The 14,412-nt window shown below is 66.8% G+C and carries 17 protein-coding genes; 2 read left to right on the top strand and 15 right to left on the bottom strand.

The features are described 5' to 3' along the window. Window positions 1–7 precede the first annotated feature (7 nt). Window positions 8–703, bottom strand: a complete 696-nt coding sequence (locus QTH97_RS05005; protein WP_286566950.1) for an META domain-containing protein — start codon at window positions 701–703, stop codon at window positions 8–10. 203 nt (window positions 704–906) lie between these two features. Between QTH97_RS05005 and QTH97_RS05000 the strand changes: the two genes are divergently transcribed. Then, the gene (locus QTH97_RS05000) at window positions 907–1,482 is read left to right on the top strand and encodes a cysteine hydrolase family protein (RefSeq protein WP_286566949.1); all 576 of its coding nucleotides are present in this window, start codon (window positions 907–909) and stop codon (window positions 1,480–1,482) included. Beyond that, window positions 1,469–1,996, top strand: a complete 528-nt coding sequence (locus QTH97_RS04995; protein ID WP_286566948.1) for a GNAT family N-acetyltransferase — start codon at window positions 1,469–1,471, stop codon at window positions 1,994–1,996. The genes QTH97_RS05000 and QTH97_RS04995 overlap by 14 nt, the downstream gene beginning before the upstream one ends. Window positions 1,997–2,029: 33 nt before the next feature. Here the strand turns inward: QTH97_RS04995 and trxC are convergent, their stop codons facing one another. The 14 genes from trxC to QTH97_RS04925 all read right to left on the bottom strand — a co-directional run bounded on the left by trxC (window position 2,030) and on the right by QTH97_RS04925 (window position 14,406). After that, window positions 2,030–2,473 (bottom strand): thioredoxin TrxC, encoded by a 444-nt coding sequence (gene trxC, locus QTH97_RS04990; protein WP_286566947.1) that lies wholly within the window; start codon window positions 2,471–2,473, stop codon window positions 2,030–2,032. A gap of 125 nt (window positions 2,474–2,598) precedes the next feature. Beyond that, entirely contained in the window at window positions 2,599–3,435 is an 837-nt protein-coding gene (locus QTH97_RS04985; protein ID WP_286566946.1) for an alpha/beta hydrolase, read from the bottom strand. Between the two features lie 21 nt (window positions 3,436–3,456). Next, a complete protein-coding gene (locus QTH97_RS04980) occupies window positions 3,457–5,463 on the bottom strand; it encodes a hybrid sensor histidine kinase/response regulator (RefSeq protein ID WP_286566945.1) in 2,007 nt (668 codons plus the stop codon). A 3-nt stretch (window positions 5,464–5,466) separates the two neighbouring features. Beyond that, on the bottom strand, window positions 5,467–6,357 hold the full coding sequence (locus tag QTH97_RS04975; RefSeq protein WP_286566944.1) for an ATP-binding protein: 891 nt from the start codon (window positions 6,355–6,357) through the stop codon (window positions 5,467–5,469). A 2-nt stretch (window positions 6,358–6,359) separates the two neighbouring features. Then, window positions 6,360–7,385, bottom strand: coding sequence for an ATP-binding SpoIIE family protein phosphatase (locus tag QTH97_RS04970; protein WP_286566943.1), 1,026 nt, complete (start codon window positions 7,383–7,385; stop codon window positions 6,360–6,362). Beyond that, a complete protein-coding gene (locus QTH97_RS04965; RefSeq protein WP_286566942.1) occupies window positions 7,376–7,780 on the bottom strand; it encodes an anti-sigma regulatory factor in 405 nt (134 codons plus the stop codon). Before QTH97_RS04965 ends, QTH97_RS04970 begins: the two co-directional genes overlap by 10 nt. After that, the gene (locus QTH97_RS04960; RefSeq protein WP_286566941.1) at window positions 7,770–8,144 is read right to left on the bottom strand and encodes an STAS domain-containing protein; all 375 of its coding nucleotides are present in this window, start codon (window positions 8,142–8,144) and stop codon (window positions 7,770–7,772) included. Before QTH97_RS04960 ends, QTH97_RS04965 begins: the two co-directional genes overlap by 11 nt. A 7-nt stretch (window positions 8,145–8,151) precedes the next feature. Beyond that, complete coding sequence (locus QTH97_RS04955) at window positions 8,152–8,997, bottom strand: STAS domain-containing protein (protein ID WP_286566940.1); 846 nt, start codon at window positions 8,995–8,997, stop codon at window positions 8,152–8,154. 207 nt (window positions 8,998–9,204) lie between these two features. Then, window positions 9,205–10,215: a Bug family tripartite tricarboxylate transporter substrate binding protein gene (locus tag QTH97_RS04950; RefSeq protein ID WP_444813374.1), complete on the bottom strand. Its 1,011-nt coding sequence runs from the start codon at window positions 10,213–10,215 to the stop codon at window positions 9,205–9,207. A 23-nt stretch (window positions 10,216–10,238) separates the two neighbouring features. Then, window positions 10,239–11,228, bottom strand: a complete 990-nt coding sequence (locus QTH97_RS04945; protein WP_286566939.1) for a hydroxymethylglutaryl-CoA lyase — start codon at window positions 11,226–11,228, stop codon at window positions 10,239–10,241. Further along, window positions 11,225–12,448 (bottom strand): CaiB/BaiF CoA transferase family protein, encoded by a 1,224-nt coding sequence (locus QTH97_RS04940; RefSeq protein WP_286566938.1) that lies wholly within the window; start codon window positions 12,446–12,448, stop codon window positions 11,225–11,227. Before QTH97_RS04940 ends, QTH97_RS04945 begins: the two co-directional genes overlap by 4 nt. Window positions 12,449–12,576: 128 nt before the next feature. After that, the gene (locus QTH97_RS04935) at window positions 12,577–13,479 is read right to left on the bottom strand and encodes a LysR family transcriptional regulator (RefSeq protein ID WP_286566937.1); all 903 of its coding nucleotides are present in this window, start codon (window positions 13,477–13,479) and stop codon (window positions 12,577–12,579) included. Further along, on the bottom strand, window positions 13,476–13,880 hold the full coding sequence (locus QTH97_RS04930; protein ID WP_286566936.1) for an SRPBCC family protein: 405 nt from the start codon (window positions 13,878–13,880) through the stop codon (window positions 13,476–13,478). The genes QTH97_RS04935 and QTH97_RS04930 overlap by 4 nt, the downstream gene beginning before the upstream one ends. A gap of 88 nt (window positions 13,881–13,968) precedes the next feature. Then, on the bottom strand, window positions 13,969–14,406 hold the full coding sequence (locus QTH97_RS04925; RefSeq protein ID WP_286566935.1) for a YciI family protein: 438 nt from the start codon (window positions 14,404–14,406) through the stop codon (window positions 13,969–13,971). Window positions 14,407–14,412: the final 6 nt, after the last annotated feature.

Here is a 14,412-nt window from a genome sequence, read left to right as displayed (position 1 = left end):
GGATGGGCTAGCGCAGGTAGACGGCGTCGAAGCCCGCCAGGGTCTTGCCGTCCGCACCCAGGATGATCAGGCGCTCGCCCTCGATGCGATACGCCGACGTGGCGCCCAGCGCCACGTGCACCTTGCGCTCGAGTTCCATCAGCGGCGGCTCGCAGGCCATCATCGTGCCGGCCGCCTGGAAGCGCAGCGTCTGGTCCTTGGCTTCGTAGCTGCCGATCAACTGATTGCATCCGCTGAATCCCGACAGGCGGGAGCCCTCGCTCGCGAGGGTGATGCGCACTTCGCGCTGCTGGCCGGGCAGCATGGCCACCGGGGCGCCGCCGATCTCCGCCAGCTTCCAGTAGGTGTCCTTCAGCGCGGCCGTCGCCTTCTGCTTCTGCTTGCCGGTCGAAACCATCTCGCACGTGTTCCCGGGCTCGACCGATGCGAACCGCTCGACGATCATGTGCTCGCGCGCCGGCCCTTCCATCGGCTCCCGGATTTCGAGCCGCCCGTCGAAGTTCACCAGCAGGGGAGCGGTCGGTGCGCTGTGCCAGTGCAGATAGGCGCGTTCGAGCGCGAGGTAGTCGCCTGTCATCGCCACGGGCCAGCGCTTGCCGCTCGCGCAATCGGTGAAGGCCGCGGAATCGGCGAAGTAGACGAACTCGCCGCGCCAGCGCACGGGTTGCGCGTGAAGGCATGCCGCCAGAGCGGCTACGAGCATGCCTGCCATCCATTTCGCGGTCGAGGCGGGTCTGTGTCCATGGCGCCAGGTGATGTGCATCCATCGCTCCTTGATGCGACGACGTCCATCGTCGCAGCGCCATCATGGCAGATGGCCTTGGGTTCGGCCACGCCGGAATGGAAGCGCGCGCGGCTCGCACCATCCTTCGCACGATGCTGCATCTCGGTCAGAATCCGGAGTCCATGAATACAGCGCTTCTCGTGATCGATGTCCAGCAGGGCCTGTGCGAAGGCGAGCATGACGCCTACGAGTCGCAGCAGGTCATCGGCCGGATCAATCGCGTGTCGGACAAGGCGCGTGCGGCAGGTGCGCTGGTCGTGTTCATCCAGCATGAATCCAACGCCGGCTACCTCGAGTTCGGTACGGTCGCATGGCAACTCGCCCGCGGTCTCCGCGTCGAGCCGACGGATCTTCGCATCCGCAAGACGACCCCGGACTCGTTTCATCGAACGGAACTGGAGCAGGTGCTCCAGGACCATGGGGTCACGGATCTCGTGATCTGCGGGATGCACACGGAATTCTGTGTGGACACCACGACGCGCAGGGCGCTGGCACTCGGCTTCCCTGTGGTCCTGGTCGAGGATGCGCACACCACCGAAGGCAACCGGCACCTGTCCCCCATCCAGGTGATCCGGCATCACAACGAGACGCTCACGAACATCAGCAGCTTCGGCCCGCGGGTGCGCGCCATCTCGACCGAAGACTTGCGCATCGGGGCGCGGCAGTTCCCATCCGGAGGCAAGCATGCAGGTACGTGACGCGGAAGCAGGCGACATCGAGGGCATCGTCGCCATCTACAACGACGCGGTGCTCCACACCACCGCGATCTGGAACGAGAAGACCGTCGACGCGGCCAACCGAGCGGCCTGGCTGGCCGACCGCCAGCGCGCGGGCTACCCGGTGCTCGTGGCGGTCGACGACAGCGGCACCGTTGCCGGCTACGCGTCATTCGGCGACTGGCGCGCATTCGACGGCTACCGTCATACGGTCGAGCATTCCGTGTACGTTCGCAAGGACTGCCGAGGTGCAGGCATCGGCAAGACGCTCATGGTCGCCTTGATCGATCGCGCACGCCGCATCGGCAAGCATGTGCTGGTCGCGGGCATCGATGCGAAGAACGCCGGCTCCATCGAGATGCACAAGAAGCTCGGGTTCGAGGAGGTCGGCCTTCTGAAGGAGGTCGGCACCAAGTTCGGCGGATGGCTCGACCTGGCCTTTCTTCAACTCAAGATCGATTCGCGCGTCGAGCCCGACGTGTTGCCCGCCCCGTAGTCGAAGGCGCGGGCTGGCCCCAACGGTCTCGTTCTATGCCGAATGGGCCTGCACCCAGCGAACGATGTCCGCCGCGCCCATCGCGCCGGCTTGGCGCGCCACTTCCCGTCCGCCCTTGAAAAGCGCCAATGTCGGGATGCTCCTGATATTGAAGCGCGCGCCGAGGGCCGGCACGGCCTCGGTATCGACCTTCGCCACACGGACCTTGGGCTCCAGTTGCGCCGCCGCCTGCTCGTAGCCCGGCGCCATCTGCCGGCACGGCCCGCACCATGGCGCCCAGAAATCGACCAGCACGGGAAGCTCGTTGCGTGCGACGTGGCGGTCGAAGGAGGCTTCGTCGAGCGCGGTTGAATGGCCCGTGAACAGCGGCTGATGGCAGTTGCCGCAATCGGGCGAGCTGCCGAGCTGCGCCTTGCGCACGCGGTTGGTGGTGTGGCAGTGCGGGCACACGATGTGCAGCGTTTCGGTCTCGGTCATGGGGTCTCCGTCTGCATTTTGGCCTGGGACGGAATCTCGGGGTCCGTGCGGAAATTTCAAGACTGCGCCAAGCACTCCGCCGAGTTCGAAGCTTCATGTCCGATCGTGGAGCAGATCATCGCGGCTCAGGCGGCCTTCGGCTCAGGCAGGATGGTCGTCAACGCGAAGTCGATGAGATGAAGCCAGGTCGCTTCGAGTCCCATGATGCTGTGGTGGTTGGAGCCCGGGATCGTCTGCACGCTGATGGGCGTCGGCCAGGCAGCGATGAGTTTCTCCGAGCGCTCCGGCAGAACGACGTCGTCCGACTCGGCCAGCAGGACCTGGGTTTTCGCGGCGACTTCCCGGCAGTGCGCGAGCGAGTTGAACTGGTGCCGCAGCAGGAGCGAGAGCGGAACCAGCGGAAAGCGGCGCTTCGCCACCTCCAGCATCGAGTCGTAGGGCGTGACCAACTGGAGGCTGGAGAAATCCTGTCGCGCCACGAGCTGGATGGCCACACCGGTTCCCAGGCTTCGGCCGACCACATGCAGGCGCGCGTTCGGCAGGGCGCGGCGCAGGTGATTGGCAAACTGGCACGCGTCCTGGACCGAGGCGATTTCGGAAGGGTGACCTTGGGAATCGGCCACACCCCGATAGTTGATCGCGGCGAACCCGAAGCCTTCCGGCAGCCAGTGCAGTGCCTGCGCCGTGGCGCGGACGTCCTCGCCACGGCCCGCGAAATAGATGAACAGGTCCCGCAGTGCCTCTTCGCCGTGCGGGTGATAGACATAGCCGCGGACCATGCCCCCCGGCACGGTATGGGAGTAGGTGGAGAAGTCGTCGGACAAATGAACGACCGGGTGCTGCTTGCGGGCATCGAAGAGGATATGCCCCTGGCGCGCGGCCAGGAGGGCCCAGTAGGTCGCGATGCTTCCCAGAGCGGCTGCCGAAGCTGACAGTGCGATGCGCGCGGCTTTGGATGACAAGTGTGGCTCCGTGGTGAGGGGTCACGCGGGGCTGCCGTCTCCCGCGTCGCCGGGCGTGCGTCCAGCGAGTTCGACGATGGCGGCGATCAGCCGGTGCGGCTGCAGCGGCTTTCCCAGGTGCACGTCGAAGCCCGCGGCCAAGGCGCGCTCCCTGTCCTGGTTGCGCGAGAAGGCCGTCAGGGCCACGGCGAGCAGGTGCCGTCCCGTCGTGGCGCGGGCGGTGCTGCGAAGTTCGCGAATCAGTTCGTAGCCGTCTCGCCCTGGCAGTCCGATGTCACTGACCAGCACATCCGGCCAGCTTTGTGCGGCGGCCTGCAGCGCGCTGTCGTAGTCGATCGCCAGTCGCACGCGAGCACCTGCGTCCGCCAGCACGACGTGCAGCATTTCGCTTGCATCGGTGCTGTCCTCGACGACCAGGACCTCGACGTCCTTGAGCGGCGAGCTTTCGTGGATCGAGGGGATCTCGACGGTGTCATTCGACGCGCGCGGCGCGGTCTCGGTGTCGGTCTGGGCTACATGCAGCTCGACCACGAAAAGAGCTCCCCTGTCCTCTCCTTCGCTCGCCGCGACCACGCCGCCGCCGTGCAGTTCAGCCAGGTGCTTGACGATCGACAGACCGAGGCCGAGGCCGCCGTGGAAGCGGCTGTCCGGCGAGTCGCTTTGCGTGAACCGATCGAACAGGTGTTCGATGAAATCGGCCCGGATGCCTCTGCCGAAGTCGCGCACCGAAAGCTTCAGCACGTCGCCTTCACGTGCGAGCAGGACCTGGATGGTGCCGCCTTCCCGCGAGAACTTGATGGCATTGGTCATCAGGTTCCAGACGATCTGCTGGAAGCGTGTCGGGTCGAGCCATGCCTTGCGCGAATCGCCCGGGCATTGGATATCGAGCGTGAGCTGCTTGGTCGTTGTCGAATCGCGGAGCGCGTCGATCGCGGTGTTCACGACTTCCGCCGGGTCGGTCCATTGCCGGTCCAGGCGCAACTTGCCGGAGTTGATGCGCGAAACGTCCAGGATGTCCGAAATGATGCGCGCCTGCGCGTGGACGTTGCGGTCGATGGCGTCCAGGCCCTTCAGCATCTCCGGTGTGGTGCCGCGCTTCTTGAGGATATGAACCCAGCCGGAGATGGAATTCAGGGGCGTGCGCAACTCGTGCGACAGGACAGCGACGAAATCGTCCTTGGTACGGCTGTGCCGCTCGGCCGTGGTGCGGGCCGCCTGCTCGCGCTCCAGCACCTCCTGCCGCCGGCGATCCAGCTCCTGCCGTTCGGACACATCGACCGCAATGCCGATGCGAAGCCCCGGCTCCAGGTGGGCGGAGATGCTCCATTGCAGGTAGACCCAGGCGCCGTCCGGCCGCATGAGCGGGAACTCGCCGTGCCAGGACGCGCCTTCCTCCAGCGCAGTGATCGTCCGATGGCTCACGAAGTCGGTCCATTCGGAAGGAGCGAAGTCGCTGATGGGCCGGCCCAGGAGTTCTTCCGGCGGCCGGCCCAGCATCCGCGCCATGGCGGGGTTCACGTCCGCAAACGCGCCGTTGGCCTGGAACAGCGCCATGCCGCTGAGTGCCTGGCTGAAGACCGCGCGGAAGCGGATGTCGCTGCGCCGGAAGCTGTCTTCCGCCAGGCGCGCGCGGATCAGCGCCTGCAGCGTGGCGGTGAGCACCGCCGGTTCCACGGGGTGGACCAGGTACGCGTCGGCGCCGGCGTTCAGGCCCGCGACCTTGTCCTCGTTTTCCACGTACGTGGCCGACAGGTGGATGATGGGCAGCAGCGATGTGCGTTCGTCCGAACGGATGAGCCGGCAGACTTCGAAGCCGTTCATGTCGGGCAGGTGGACGTCAAGAACCACCGCCGAGACGCTTCGGACGGATTTGGCCACCGCCTCGGCGCCGGTGGCGGCTTCTTCGGTCAGGAAGCCGGCGGCACGAACGAAGCGCGCGGTGGAGTAGCGTGTCGTCGGGTTGTCGTCCACCACCAGCACCACATGCTGGCTGCGATCGATGGTGGTCTGGATGACGCTTTCAGGCACGAATCACCCCGCGACGCCAACACCCTGCGGCCGAGCAGACATCTCCAGCTGGACCGGAACGATCACCGAGAACGTCGACCCCTTGCCCAACTCGCTGTCCAATTCCACCCGTCCGCCCAGCAGGATGGCCAGTTGCTTGCTCAGGGACAGGCCCAGGCCGGTGCCCCGCAGGCGCTTCTGCACCGGCGAATCGATCTGGGAGAAGTCATTGAACACGGCACCGTGGTACTTCGAATCGATGCCGATGCCGGTGTCGCTCACGGAGAACCTGATGAAGTTCTCGCCCTCGTGCGTTGCCGAGACCCGGACTTCCCCATGGGTCGTGAACTTGAGGGCGTTGGAGATGAAGTTGCGCAGGATCTGGGACAGCTTCCGATCGTCGGTGTAGAGCTTGGGCAAGCCCTCCGGCTCTTCGAACACCAGCGACATGTCGGGGTTCGTCAGCACCGGCTTGAACATGCCGCGCAGCGCCGAAAAGAGATCGACCATCTCGAACCAGGCCGGCGAGATCTCGACCCGGCCGGCCTCGATCTTGGCGAGGTCCAGCAGGTCGTCGACCATCTCGGAGAACTCGGTGGCCGTCGACTGGATGAAGGAAACCTGCTTTTCCTGCTCCGGTGTAAGGGGGCCATCGATCCGGTCCACGAGAAGGCGTGCAATGCTCCGGATGGCACTGATGGGCGTTCGGAACTCGTGGCTCATGTAGGCGAGGAAGCGGCTCTTGAGCTCGGTCGCCCGCTTGAGCTGTTCGGCCTGCGCGTCGAGTTCGGCGTAGAGCGCCACCACACCCCGGTTGGTTTCCTCGAGCTCGGCTCGCAGGGCTTCGACCTCTTGCTGGCTTGCCGCCAGGGCGGCCGCCTCGATGCTGGACTGCTCTGAATCTGTGGTCGACATCCCTAGTTCCTCCGACGGACCACCACGATGGTGGCGTCGTCGCGCTTTCTGGAATGGTGGCGCATCAGGATGGCCGCCACCAGGGCCGGGTCTCGCCCGAGGACCGGCAGGATGTGTTGAGTATCCCACCGCGACGCGATGCCGTCGCTGTGCACGACGACGAGCGCGTGGAGCGGCAGCACCATGGAGGTTTCGTCGGGCTTTCGTATCTGCACGCCGGCGGTGCCATGCTGGGTCACCATCGAGCGGTCGTAGACGCCGGACACCACCCGCACCGCCACATTGCCGGCGCCCGCGCATCGCAGCGTCTCATCGTCGCCGGAAAGCCGGACCAGGCACACTGCCGCGCCCCGGGTCGTCTTGAGGTCGAGGTGGACCTGCTCGACGATGCCTCGAAGGTCGCGCCGCGGCGCTTCCAGGAAGGTGGCGACCGCGAGTTGCGAAGGCTTGGCGGCCTCCGGGCCGTGCCCCAGGCCGTCCGCGACCAGCGCCGTCAGACCGGCGGCGTCGAAGGCTGCGCCCCAGGCGTCGCCGCATGCCGTCTCGCCTTGCAGCGGCACGCAGACGGCGCCAACCTCGAAGGCACGCTGGTCGGCGGCTTGCTCGGTGCCTGTCGCGGCGTGCTTGCGCACCCGCGCGAGGCACACCGTGCCGTGCGGCACCGCGCTGTGGATGTCGAAGTGGCTGGCCAGCCGCTTGATTGCGCCCAGGCCGGTGCCGGGGGAGTTGCCCGTCGTGAAGCCGTCCTCCATGGCCCGTGTCACGTCCTGGATGCCCGGGCCCTCGTCGATCGCCAGCACCTCGATGTCCGCGTGATCGGGCCGGGCTGCGATCAGCAGTTGGCCCTGGCGCGCATGGCGCAGCAGGTTGGTACCGAGTTCTGTGACCACCAGCGCCAGGCGTCCAGCCTCTGTGTCGCCAAAGCCCAGCTGCGCGGCCTCCTGGGCGGCGTGCCGTCGCGCCTCCCCGACGCAGCTGGCGTCGCCCATGGGAAAGGAGAAGTGGGTCCAGCCCCGAATCACTTCCACTTGGTGATGCTCACACGAGTGCCCCGGCCGGGCGCGGAGTCGATCTCGAAATCGCTCACCAGGCGCTTGCTTCCGGGCAAGCCCAGGCCCATGCCGCTTCCGCTCGTCCAGCCATCCGTCATGGCCAGCTTCACGTCCGCGATGCCCGGTCCCTCGTCCTCGAAATGCAACTGCAGGCCCTGCTTGCCTTCGCGGTCGACCAGTTCCCAGCGCATGCGTCCACCGCCGCCGTGGATCAAGGTGTTGCGCGACAGCTCGCTGGCGGCGGTGATCATCTTGGTCTGGTCGACCAGGGAAAACTTCAGCCGCTGGCAAAGGGCACGCACCAGCTGGCGGCTGGCCACGATGTTCTGTTCGGACAGCACCGGCAGTTCGCCAGAGCGTTCAGTTTCCAAGATGGCTCTCCTGGCGCGTCTTGCGCAGGAGCTCCATGCCGCGCTCGACATTGAGCGCGGTCCTGACGCCTTCGAGAGACAAGCCGAGTTCGATCAGGGTGATGGCAACGGCCGGCTGCATGCCGACGACGACTGTCGTTGCCGAAAGGATGCGTGCGATGCTCGATATGCCGGTGAGCATGCGCCCGACGAAGGAGTCGACGATCTCCAGCGCGGTGATGTCGATCAAGACGCCGCTCGCGCCGGTCTTGGCGATCTTGTCGGCCAGGTCGTCCTGCAACGCGAGGGCCGTCTGGTCCTGCATGTCCACCTGGATGGTGACCAGCAGGGTATCGCCCATGCGCAGGATTGGAATGCGTTCCATGGCGGCTTCAGTCGTTGTGCGTGATGCGCCAGCCGGTCTTCTGGAACGCGAGCCCCAGTGCATCGGCGAGCGTGGCCTTGGTGCTGATGCCCTGAAGATCGATCCCCAGATGGACGATGGTCTGTGCAATCTGGGGGCGGATGCCGCTGATGATGCAGTCGGCACCCATCAGGCGGATCGCGCTGACTGTCTTGAGCAGGTGTTGCGCGACCAGCGTGTCGACGGTGGGCACGCCGGTGATGTCGATGATCGCGAGCTCGGACTCGGTCTCCACGATCTTCTGGAGCAGGGTTTCCATGACGATCTGCGTCCGGTTGCTGTCCAGGATGCCGATCATGGGCACGGCCAGAACGCCTTCCCAGAGCTTGATGACCGGCGTGGAAAGTTCGAGCAACTCCTCCTGCTGGCGCTTGATGATGTTCTCGCGCGCCTGCTGGAAGGTGGCCACCGTGCGTTGGGCGAGCTTGTCGACCAGCGTCGTTGCTGCCCACAGGGCCGGCATCAGGGCAGCGGGTTCGGAGGCCAGCTTGCGTTGCAGCCCATCGAACAGCGGCTTCTTGAGGGCGAGGACGAAGAGGCTGGTGTCGCCCGCCGACTGGCCCCGTGCGGCGCGCGAGCGCGACAGGGCCTCCAGGACCTGACGGGTGCCGGCCCATGCCGGGGCTTCCATGGCGCTCGGGTCGGCATCCGCCGCCAAGGCCTCGCGCAGCAGCCGGAGCAGTTCCTCCGCGTCCGGCTGGATGGCCCGGCGTGCGGCCGGCTCGATGGCCCCGAGTTCGTCGAGCCAGACCTCGACGACTCTGCCTTCGTTGTCCTGCAAGGCAGACAGGATGGCTTGGAGTTCACTCTTCATGTTGTTGACTTCCCGGGCTTGAGGGGCAACGACGCCTGCCTCGGGAAATCCGGGCAGGCGCAAGGCGCGGGCAATTCTATGGGCCGGGTGCCGTCCGCCGTGGCTCGAGTGAGTTGCCGCGGCGTTGGCCTACAAGGTGTCGGGCTCAGGGCTGACGCGGCAAGAACGGGAAGCCATGGGTTCCCCGTTCTCTCCTTCAGTCGTCGCTTACTCCGCCTGGATTCGAGCCGCCTTGACCACATCGCCCCAGCGCGCCAGTTCGGCCTTGCTGTAGTCGCCGAGCTTCTTGGGGTCCATGTAGTCGGCCGTGGCGCCCTGTTCAGCGGCCTTCTGCTGGAAGGCCTGCGTCGCAGTGATCTTGGCGATCTCGCTGCTCAGGCGATCGACCACGGCCTGCGGCGTCTTGGCCGGCGCGAACAGTGCGAACCACGAGGTGGCGTCGAGCTTGGGCATGCCGGCCTCGGCGGCGGTCGGCACGTTGGGCAGTGACGACAGGCGCGTCTTGCCGGTGACTGCCAGCGCACGCAGCTTGCCTGCCTGGATGTGCTGCATGAAGGGCGGCGGCGTACCGAAGGTCATGTCGACCTGGCCGCCGAGCAGGTCTTGCAGTGCCGGGCCCGTCCCTTTGTAAGGCACGTGCGTGAGCTGGATGCCGGCCTGCTGCTCGAGCATGGCGCCCGTCACATGCTGGAGCGAGCCGTTGCCGGACGAGGCGTAGGTCAGTTTGCCCGGGTTGGCCTTGGCATAGGCGATCAGCTCGGCGAGGTTTTTCGCGGGCACGCCCTCGCGCACCACGATGACCTGGGGCGCGCTCAGCACGTTGGCGACGGGACGAAAGTCCTCGGCGGACCATTGCGGCTTCTGCTGACTCACATGCGGGGTGATGACGTGGTAGCCCGAGTACTGCATCAGGAGCGTGTAGCCGCTCGGGTCGGCGCGTTTCACCGCGATGGCGGCGATCGCGCCGTTGCCCCCGCCCTTGTTGTCGACGATGACCGATTGGCCGAGCGCCTTGCCGAGTGGATCGGCCAGCATGCGGGCCGAAATGTCGGTCGTGCCTCCGGGCGCGGTAGGGACGATCATCGTGATGGGGCGGCTGGGGTACGGGCCGTCCTCGGCCATGGCCAGTCCCATCCCGGCGATGCCGGAGGCCGAGATGAGCACAGCTGCCGCGCGGCGAGTGAACGGTGATGCGAAGAGGGTCTGGTGCAATGTCATGGTTGTCTCTCGTGTTTGAAACTTCAGATGGCACGCGCCAGGGCGCGTTCACGGATGGCGGCGAAATCGGCAGGTACCGGATGCAGGTCGAGACGGCGGCCTGCCTTGACGATCTGGCTCGGAATGTCGTGGCCGATCAGTGCCGGCAGGTGCCGCGAGGCTTCGATCAGCAATGCGAGATCGACACCGGTGCGGTAACCCATCAGTTCGAGCGCATGAACGATTTCCTCGCTGCATACATTGCCGGTCGCACCGGGCGCGTAAGGACAGCCACCGATGCCGCCGAGCGATGCGTCGAAGCGGTCGGCTCCGGCGCCGATGGCCGCCAGCACATTCGCCAGGCCCATGCCGCGTGTGTTGTGGAAGTGGAGCGTGAGCTCCGTGGCCGGCCAACGCTCGCGGAAGGCCGCGGTAAGCGCCGCGACCTGGCCGGGATAGGCCATGCCCGTCGTGTCGCACAGCGTGACGCCGCGGGCGCCCAGGCCTTCGACGAAGCGGGTGCACCAGTCGAGCACGGTGGCCACGGGCACGTCGCCTTCCATCGGGCAACCGAAGACGCACGAAAGCGAGACGTTGACCGGCACCTTCGCCTGCCGCGCCAGGGCGTTGACGTCCGACAGCGCGGCGAAAGACTGCTCGCGGGTCATCCGCAGGTTGGCAAGGTTGTGGCTCTCGCTCGCCGACATCACGAGGTTGAGTTCGTCGGCGTTCGCGTCGATGGCGCGCTCGGCGCCGCGGACGTTGGGCACCAGCGCGCTGTAGACCACGCCGGGCCGGCGCTCGATCTCGCGCAGCACGATCTCTGCATCGCGCAATGCCGGGATGGCCTTCGGCGACACGAAGGCCGTCACCTCGACCTTCGCCATGCCGGCTTGCGACAGCGCGTTGACGAGCGCGATCTTGTCTTCCGTGGGAACAAAGGCCTCTTCGACCTGCAGGCCGTCGCGCGTGCCGACTTCCTGCATGTAGATGCGCCGGCCGGCGCCGTTCCAGAGCGTGTCGTTGGCGTTCATGCGACCACCTTTCTGCCGCGCAGGGCGGCGATGTCCTGGGTTGAGAATCCGAGTTCGTCGAGCACCGCGTCGGTGTCGTCGCCGAGGCGGGGCGCCGAAGAGCGCACCGTGCCGGGCGTGCCGAGCAGCTTCGGCACCACGCCAGGCACGTCGACGACGTAGCCGTCTCGCGTGGTCTGCCGCAGGATCATGTCGCGCGCACGGTAGTGCGGGTCCTCGTCGATGTCCTTGGCGGTGTAGACCTTGCCGGCCGGCACCCGGGCCTCGCCGAGCACGGCGAGCACCTCGGCGACCGGACGCGTCTGCGTCCAGGCCTCGATCGCTTCGTCGAGTTGGGCGACGCGGGTCACCCGGCCGGCGTTGTTGGCGAGCTCGGCGTCGGCGCCCAGGTCGTCCCGGCCGATCACCTGCATCAGCCGCTTGAAGATGCTGTCGCCATTGCCCGCGATGAGCACGTAGCCGTCGGTGCAGCGGTAGGCGTTCGAAGGTGCGATGCCCGGCAGGGCGCTGCCGGCCGCCTCGCGCACCGCATTGAAGGCGCTGTATTCGGGCAGCAGGCTCTCCATGACGTTGAACACCGCCTCGTGCAGCGCCACGTCGATGACCTGTCCCTGCCCGCCGTTGACCTTGCGGTGGTACAGCGCGGTGAGGATGCCGATGGTGCCGTGCAGCGCGGCCAGCGTGTCGCCGATCGAGATGCCGCAGCGCACCGGCACGCGGCCCGGCTCGCCGGTCAGGTGGCGCAGGCCGCCCATCGCCTCGCCGATGGCGCCGAAGCCCGGCAAGTCGCGGTAGGGGCCTGTCTGGCCGTAGCCCGAGATGCGCAGCATCACCAGGCCCGGGTTCAGCTTCGAGAGCACGTCGTAGCCCATGCCCCAGCCTTCCAGCGTGCCGGGGCGGAAGTTCTCGATCAGCACGTCGGCCTCGGCGATCAGCTTGCGGGCGATCTCCTGGCCTTCGGGGCTGCGCAGGTCGAGCGCGATCGAGCGCTTGTTGCGCGACTGCACCTGCCACCAGACCGAGGTGCCTTCCTTGATGAGGCGCCAGTTGCGCAGCGGATCGCCGGTGCCCGGCGCCTCGATCTTGATCACGTCGGCGCCGAATTCGCCGAGCGTCTTGCCGGCGAAGGGGCCGGCGATCAGTTGGCCCATCTCGATGACGCGCAAGCCCTTCAGGGCCGCGGGCGTCAGGGGTAGGTTGGATGCGAGTTCGTCGTTCATGCTTGTCTCCAGGGGTGCATGAATTCTGGAATCGCAGCCCCGCCGAGGGAACGACAAAGGCGCAGAGCCAGCTTTCGTGGATCGCGAAAGCGGGCGGGGGTTTCCCCCAAAGGACCTGCGTGGCGCAGTCAGCGGCCGCTGGGGCCGCAAAGGTGGTCGATCAGCAGGCGCACGTGCCGCGGCACGGCGCTCGCGTCCCTCAGTCCGATCAGGAGGCGGCGCGACGCCCACGAATCCTGGAGGGCGATCTGCTTCAGGTTCATCGAGCGCAGATGCGGCTGGACCGCTTCGCGCGGCAGCACCGCGACGCCTAGGCCGGCCGCCACCATCTGGCACATCGCGTCGAAGCTGCGAACCTGCAGGCGCATCTTCAGGCTGCGGCCGAGCGCCTTGGTCTCGGCCTGCAGGCGCTTGGCCAGTGAGGTGCTCTTGGGCAGGCTGACGAAGTCGTAGTCGACGGCTTCCTCGAAGCGCACGGTGCGGCGGCGTGCCAGCGGATGGCCCTGCGGCACCACGAGGACCAGGCGGTCTTCGCGGTAGTTCATCTGATGGAGGCCAAGGGCCGGGGTGCGGTCGGCGAAGATGCCGATGTCGGCGCGGCCATCGAGTACCGCCAGCACCACTTCGCCGCTGTCCTCTTCCTCGAGTTCGATGCGGATGCCGGCGTTCGCGCGGACGAAGGAGGAGATGTCCGCCGGCAGGAACTGCGTCACTGCCGACGTGTTGGCCCACAGGCGCACGACGCCCACGAGGCCGGTCGCGTAGTCCGACAAGTCCGCGGCCAGTTGATCGACGTCGCTGAGGATGCGTTGCGCGTGCATCTGCAGCGCCTGGCCGGCCACGGTCAGGGTGATGCCGCGCGAGTGGCGCTCCAGCAGGGTGGCGCCGACCGCGGCCTCGAGATCGGTGATTCGCTTGCTGGCGGCGCCGACGGCCAGGTGGGCCAGTTCGGCGCCCTTGCTGATGCTGCCGCTGCGCGCCACCAGGCTGAACAGCGACAGGGAAAACAGGTCGAGCCGATGGAGGTTCACGGCAGTTCGAGCAGGCGCTTCAACGCAGCGAGGTCGCGGCGCACATGCGCCACGTCGGCGTCGAAGCTCTCCAGGCTGACGCCCGCCAGACGAAGCACGACGAAGGTCAGCAGGCTTCCATCGCCACAGGGTGTGACCCGGAACGCGTTGTGCACGCTGACCCCGTCCGGCAGCGTGACGTCGTGGTCGAGCACGCCGAACGAATTGGCGGGCGCCATCTCCACCCTGACCTTTCCCATCGGGGAGTCGGCGAACCATGCGCCATCGCGCTGCTCGATGCCTGCGGCCAGACCGGACGCCCACAGTGGCAGGTTCTCCATCTGTCGGGCGAAGTCATAGACCGACTTCGCCGGTACGTCGATGGTCTCGCTGACGACCAATGCGTCTTGAACTGCGGCCACGTCTTGCCTTTCGTCTCTTGAATGGGCCGCATGCTGCCACAGCCTTGCCGGCATTTCGCGTCGCGCTACCAGGACGCCTCGCGCCAGTTCAGGGCGACCTTCTCGCCGCGTCTTCGGACTCCGCGCGCAGCCGCTCCTCCTGCGCCCTCAACTCGGGCGTGAGCGCGGCGCCGAAATCATCGATCTCGAACAGGGGCCGGATCTCGATCTCGGACTCGCCGTGCATGGGGTTGGGGCAGCGCCTGACCCATTCGACTGCTTCCTCCACGGACTTGACCTGCCAGAGCCAGAACCCGGCGATGAGTTCCTTGGTCTCCGCGAAGGGACCGTCCATCACGGTCCGCTCGTTGCCGGAGAAACGGACCCTCTTGCCCCGCACGCTTGGATGCAGGCCTTCGCCGGCCAACAGCACGCCAGCCCTGACAAGTTCCTCGTTGAACTTGCCCATGGCCGCCAGCAGCTCCGTGTCGGGCATTTCGCCGGCTTCCGATTCCCGGGTCGCCTTGACCATCACCATCACTCGCATGGCATT

This window comes from Variovorax gracilis, assembly GCF_030317115.1.
In the GTDB taxonomy this organism is placed as follows: Bacteria; Pseudomonadota; Gammaproteobacteria; order Burkholderiales; family Burkholderiaceae_C; genus Variovorax; species Variovorax gracilis.
Note: the sequence above shows the minus strand (reverse complement) of the source record. Positions and strands in the feature narration are given on the sequence as shown.

What these genes read in the sequence shown, in the direction of transcription:
- QTH97_RS05005 (WP_286566950.1), bottom strand. Translation starts at nt 703, where the DNA reads ATGCTCGTAGCCGCTCTGGCGGCATGCCTTCACGCGCAACCCGTGCGC.
- QTH97_RS05000 (WP_286566949.1), top strand. Translation starts at nt 907, where the DNA reads ATGAATACAGCGCTTCTCGTGATCGATGTCCAGCAGGGCCTGTGCGAA.
- QTH97_RS04995 (WP_286566948.1), top strand. Translation starts at nt 1,469, where the DNA reads ATGCAGGTACGTGACGCGGAAGCAGGCGACATCGAGGGCATCGTCGCC.
- trxC (WP_286566947.1), bottom strand. Translation starts at nt 2,473, where the DNA reads ATGACCGAGACCGAAACGCTGCACATCGTGTGCCCGCACTGCCACACC.
- QTH97_RS04975 (WP_286566944.1), bottom strand. Translation starts at nt 6,357, where the DNA reads ATGTCGACCACAGATTCAGAGCAGTCCAGCATCGAGGCGGCCGCCCTG.
- QTH97_RS04960 (WP_286566941.1), bottom strand. Translation starts at nt 8,144, where the DNA reads ATGGAACGCATTCCAATCCTGCGCATGGGCGATACCCTGCTGGTCACC.
- QTH97_RS04955 (WP_286566940.1), bottom strand. Translation starts at nt 8,997, where the DNA reads ATGAAGAGTGAACTCCAAGCCATCCTGTCTGCCTTGCAGGACAACGAA.
- QTH97_RS04950 (WP_444813374.1), bottom strand. Translation starts at nt 10,215, where the DNA reads ATGACATTGCACCAGACCCTCTTCGCATCACCGTTCACTCGCCGCGCG.
- QTH97_RS04945 (WP_286566939.1), bottom strand. Translation starts at nt 11,228, where the DNA reads ATGAACGCCAACGACACGCTCTGGAACGGCGCCGGCCGGCGCATCTAC.
- QTH97_RS04940 (WP_286566938.1), bottom strand. Translation starts at nt 12,448, where the DNA reads ATGAACGACGAACTCGCATCCAACCTACCCCTGACGCCCGCGGCCCTG.
- QTH97_RS04925 (WP_286566935.1), bottom strand. Translation starts at nt 14,406, where the DNA reads ATGCGAGTGATGGTGATGGTCAAGGCGACCCGGGAATCGGAAGCCGGC.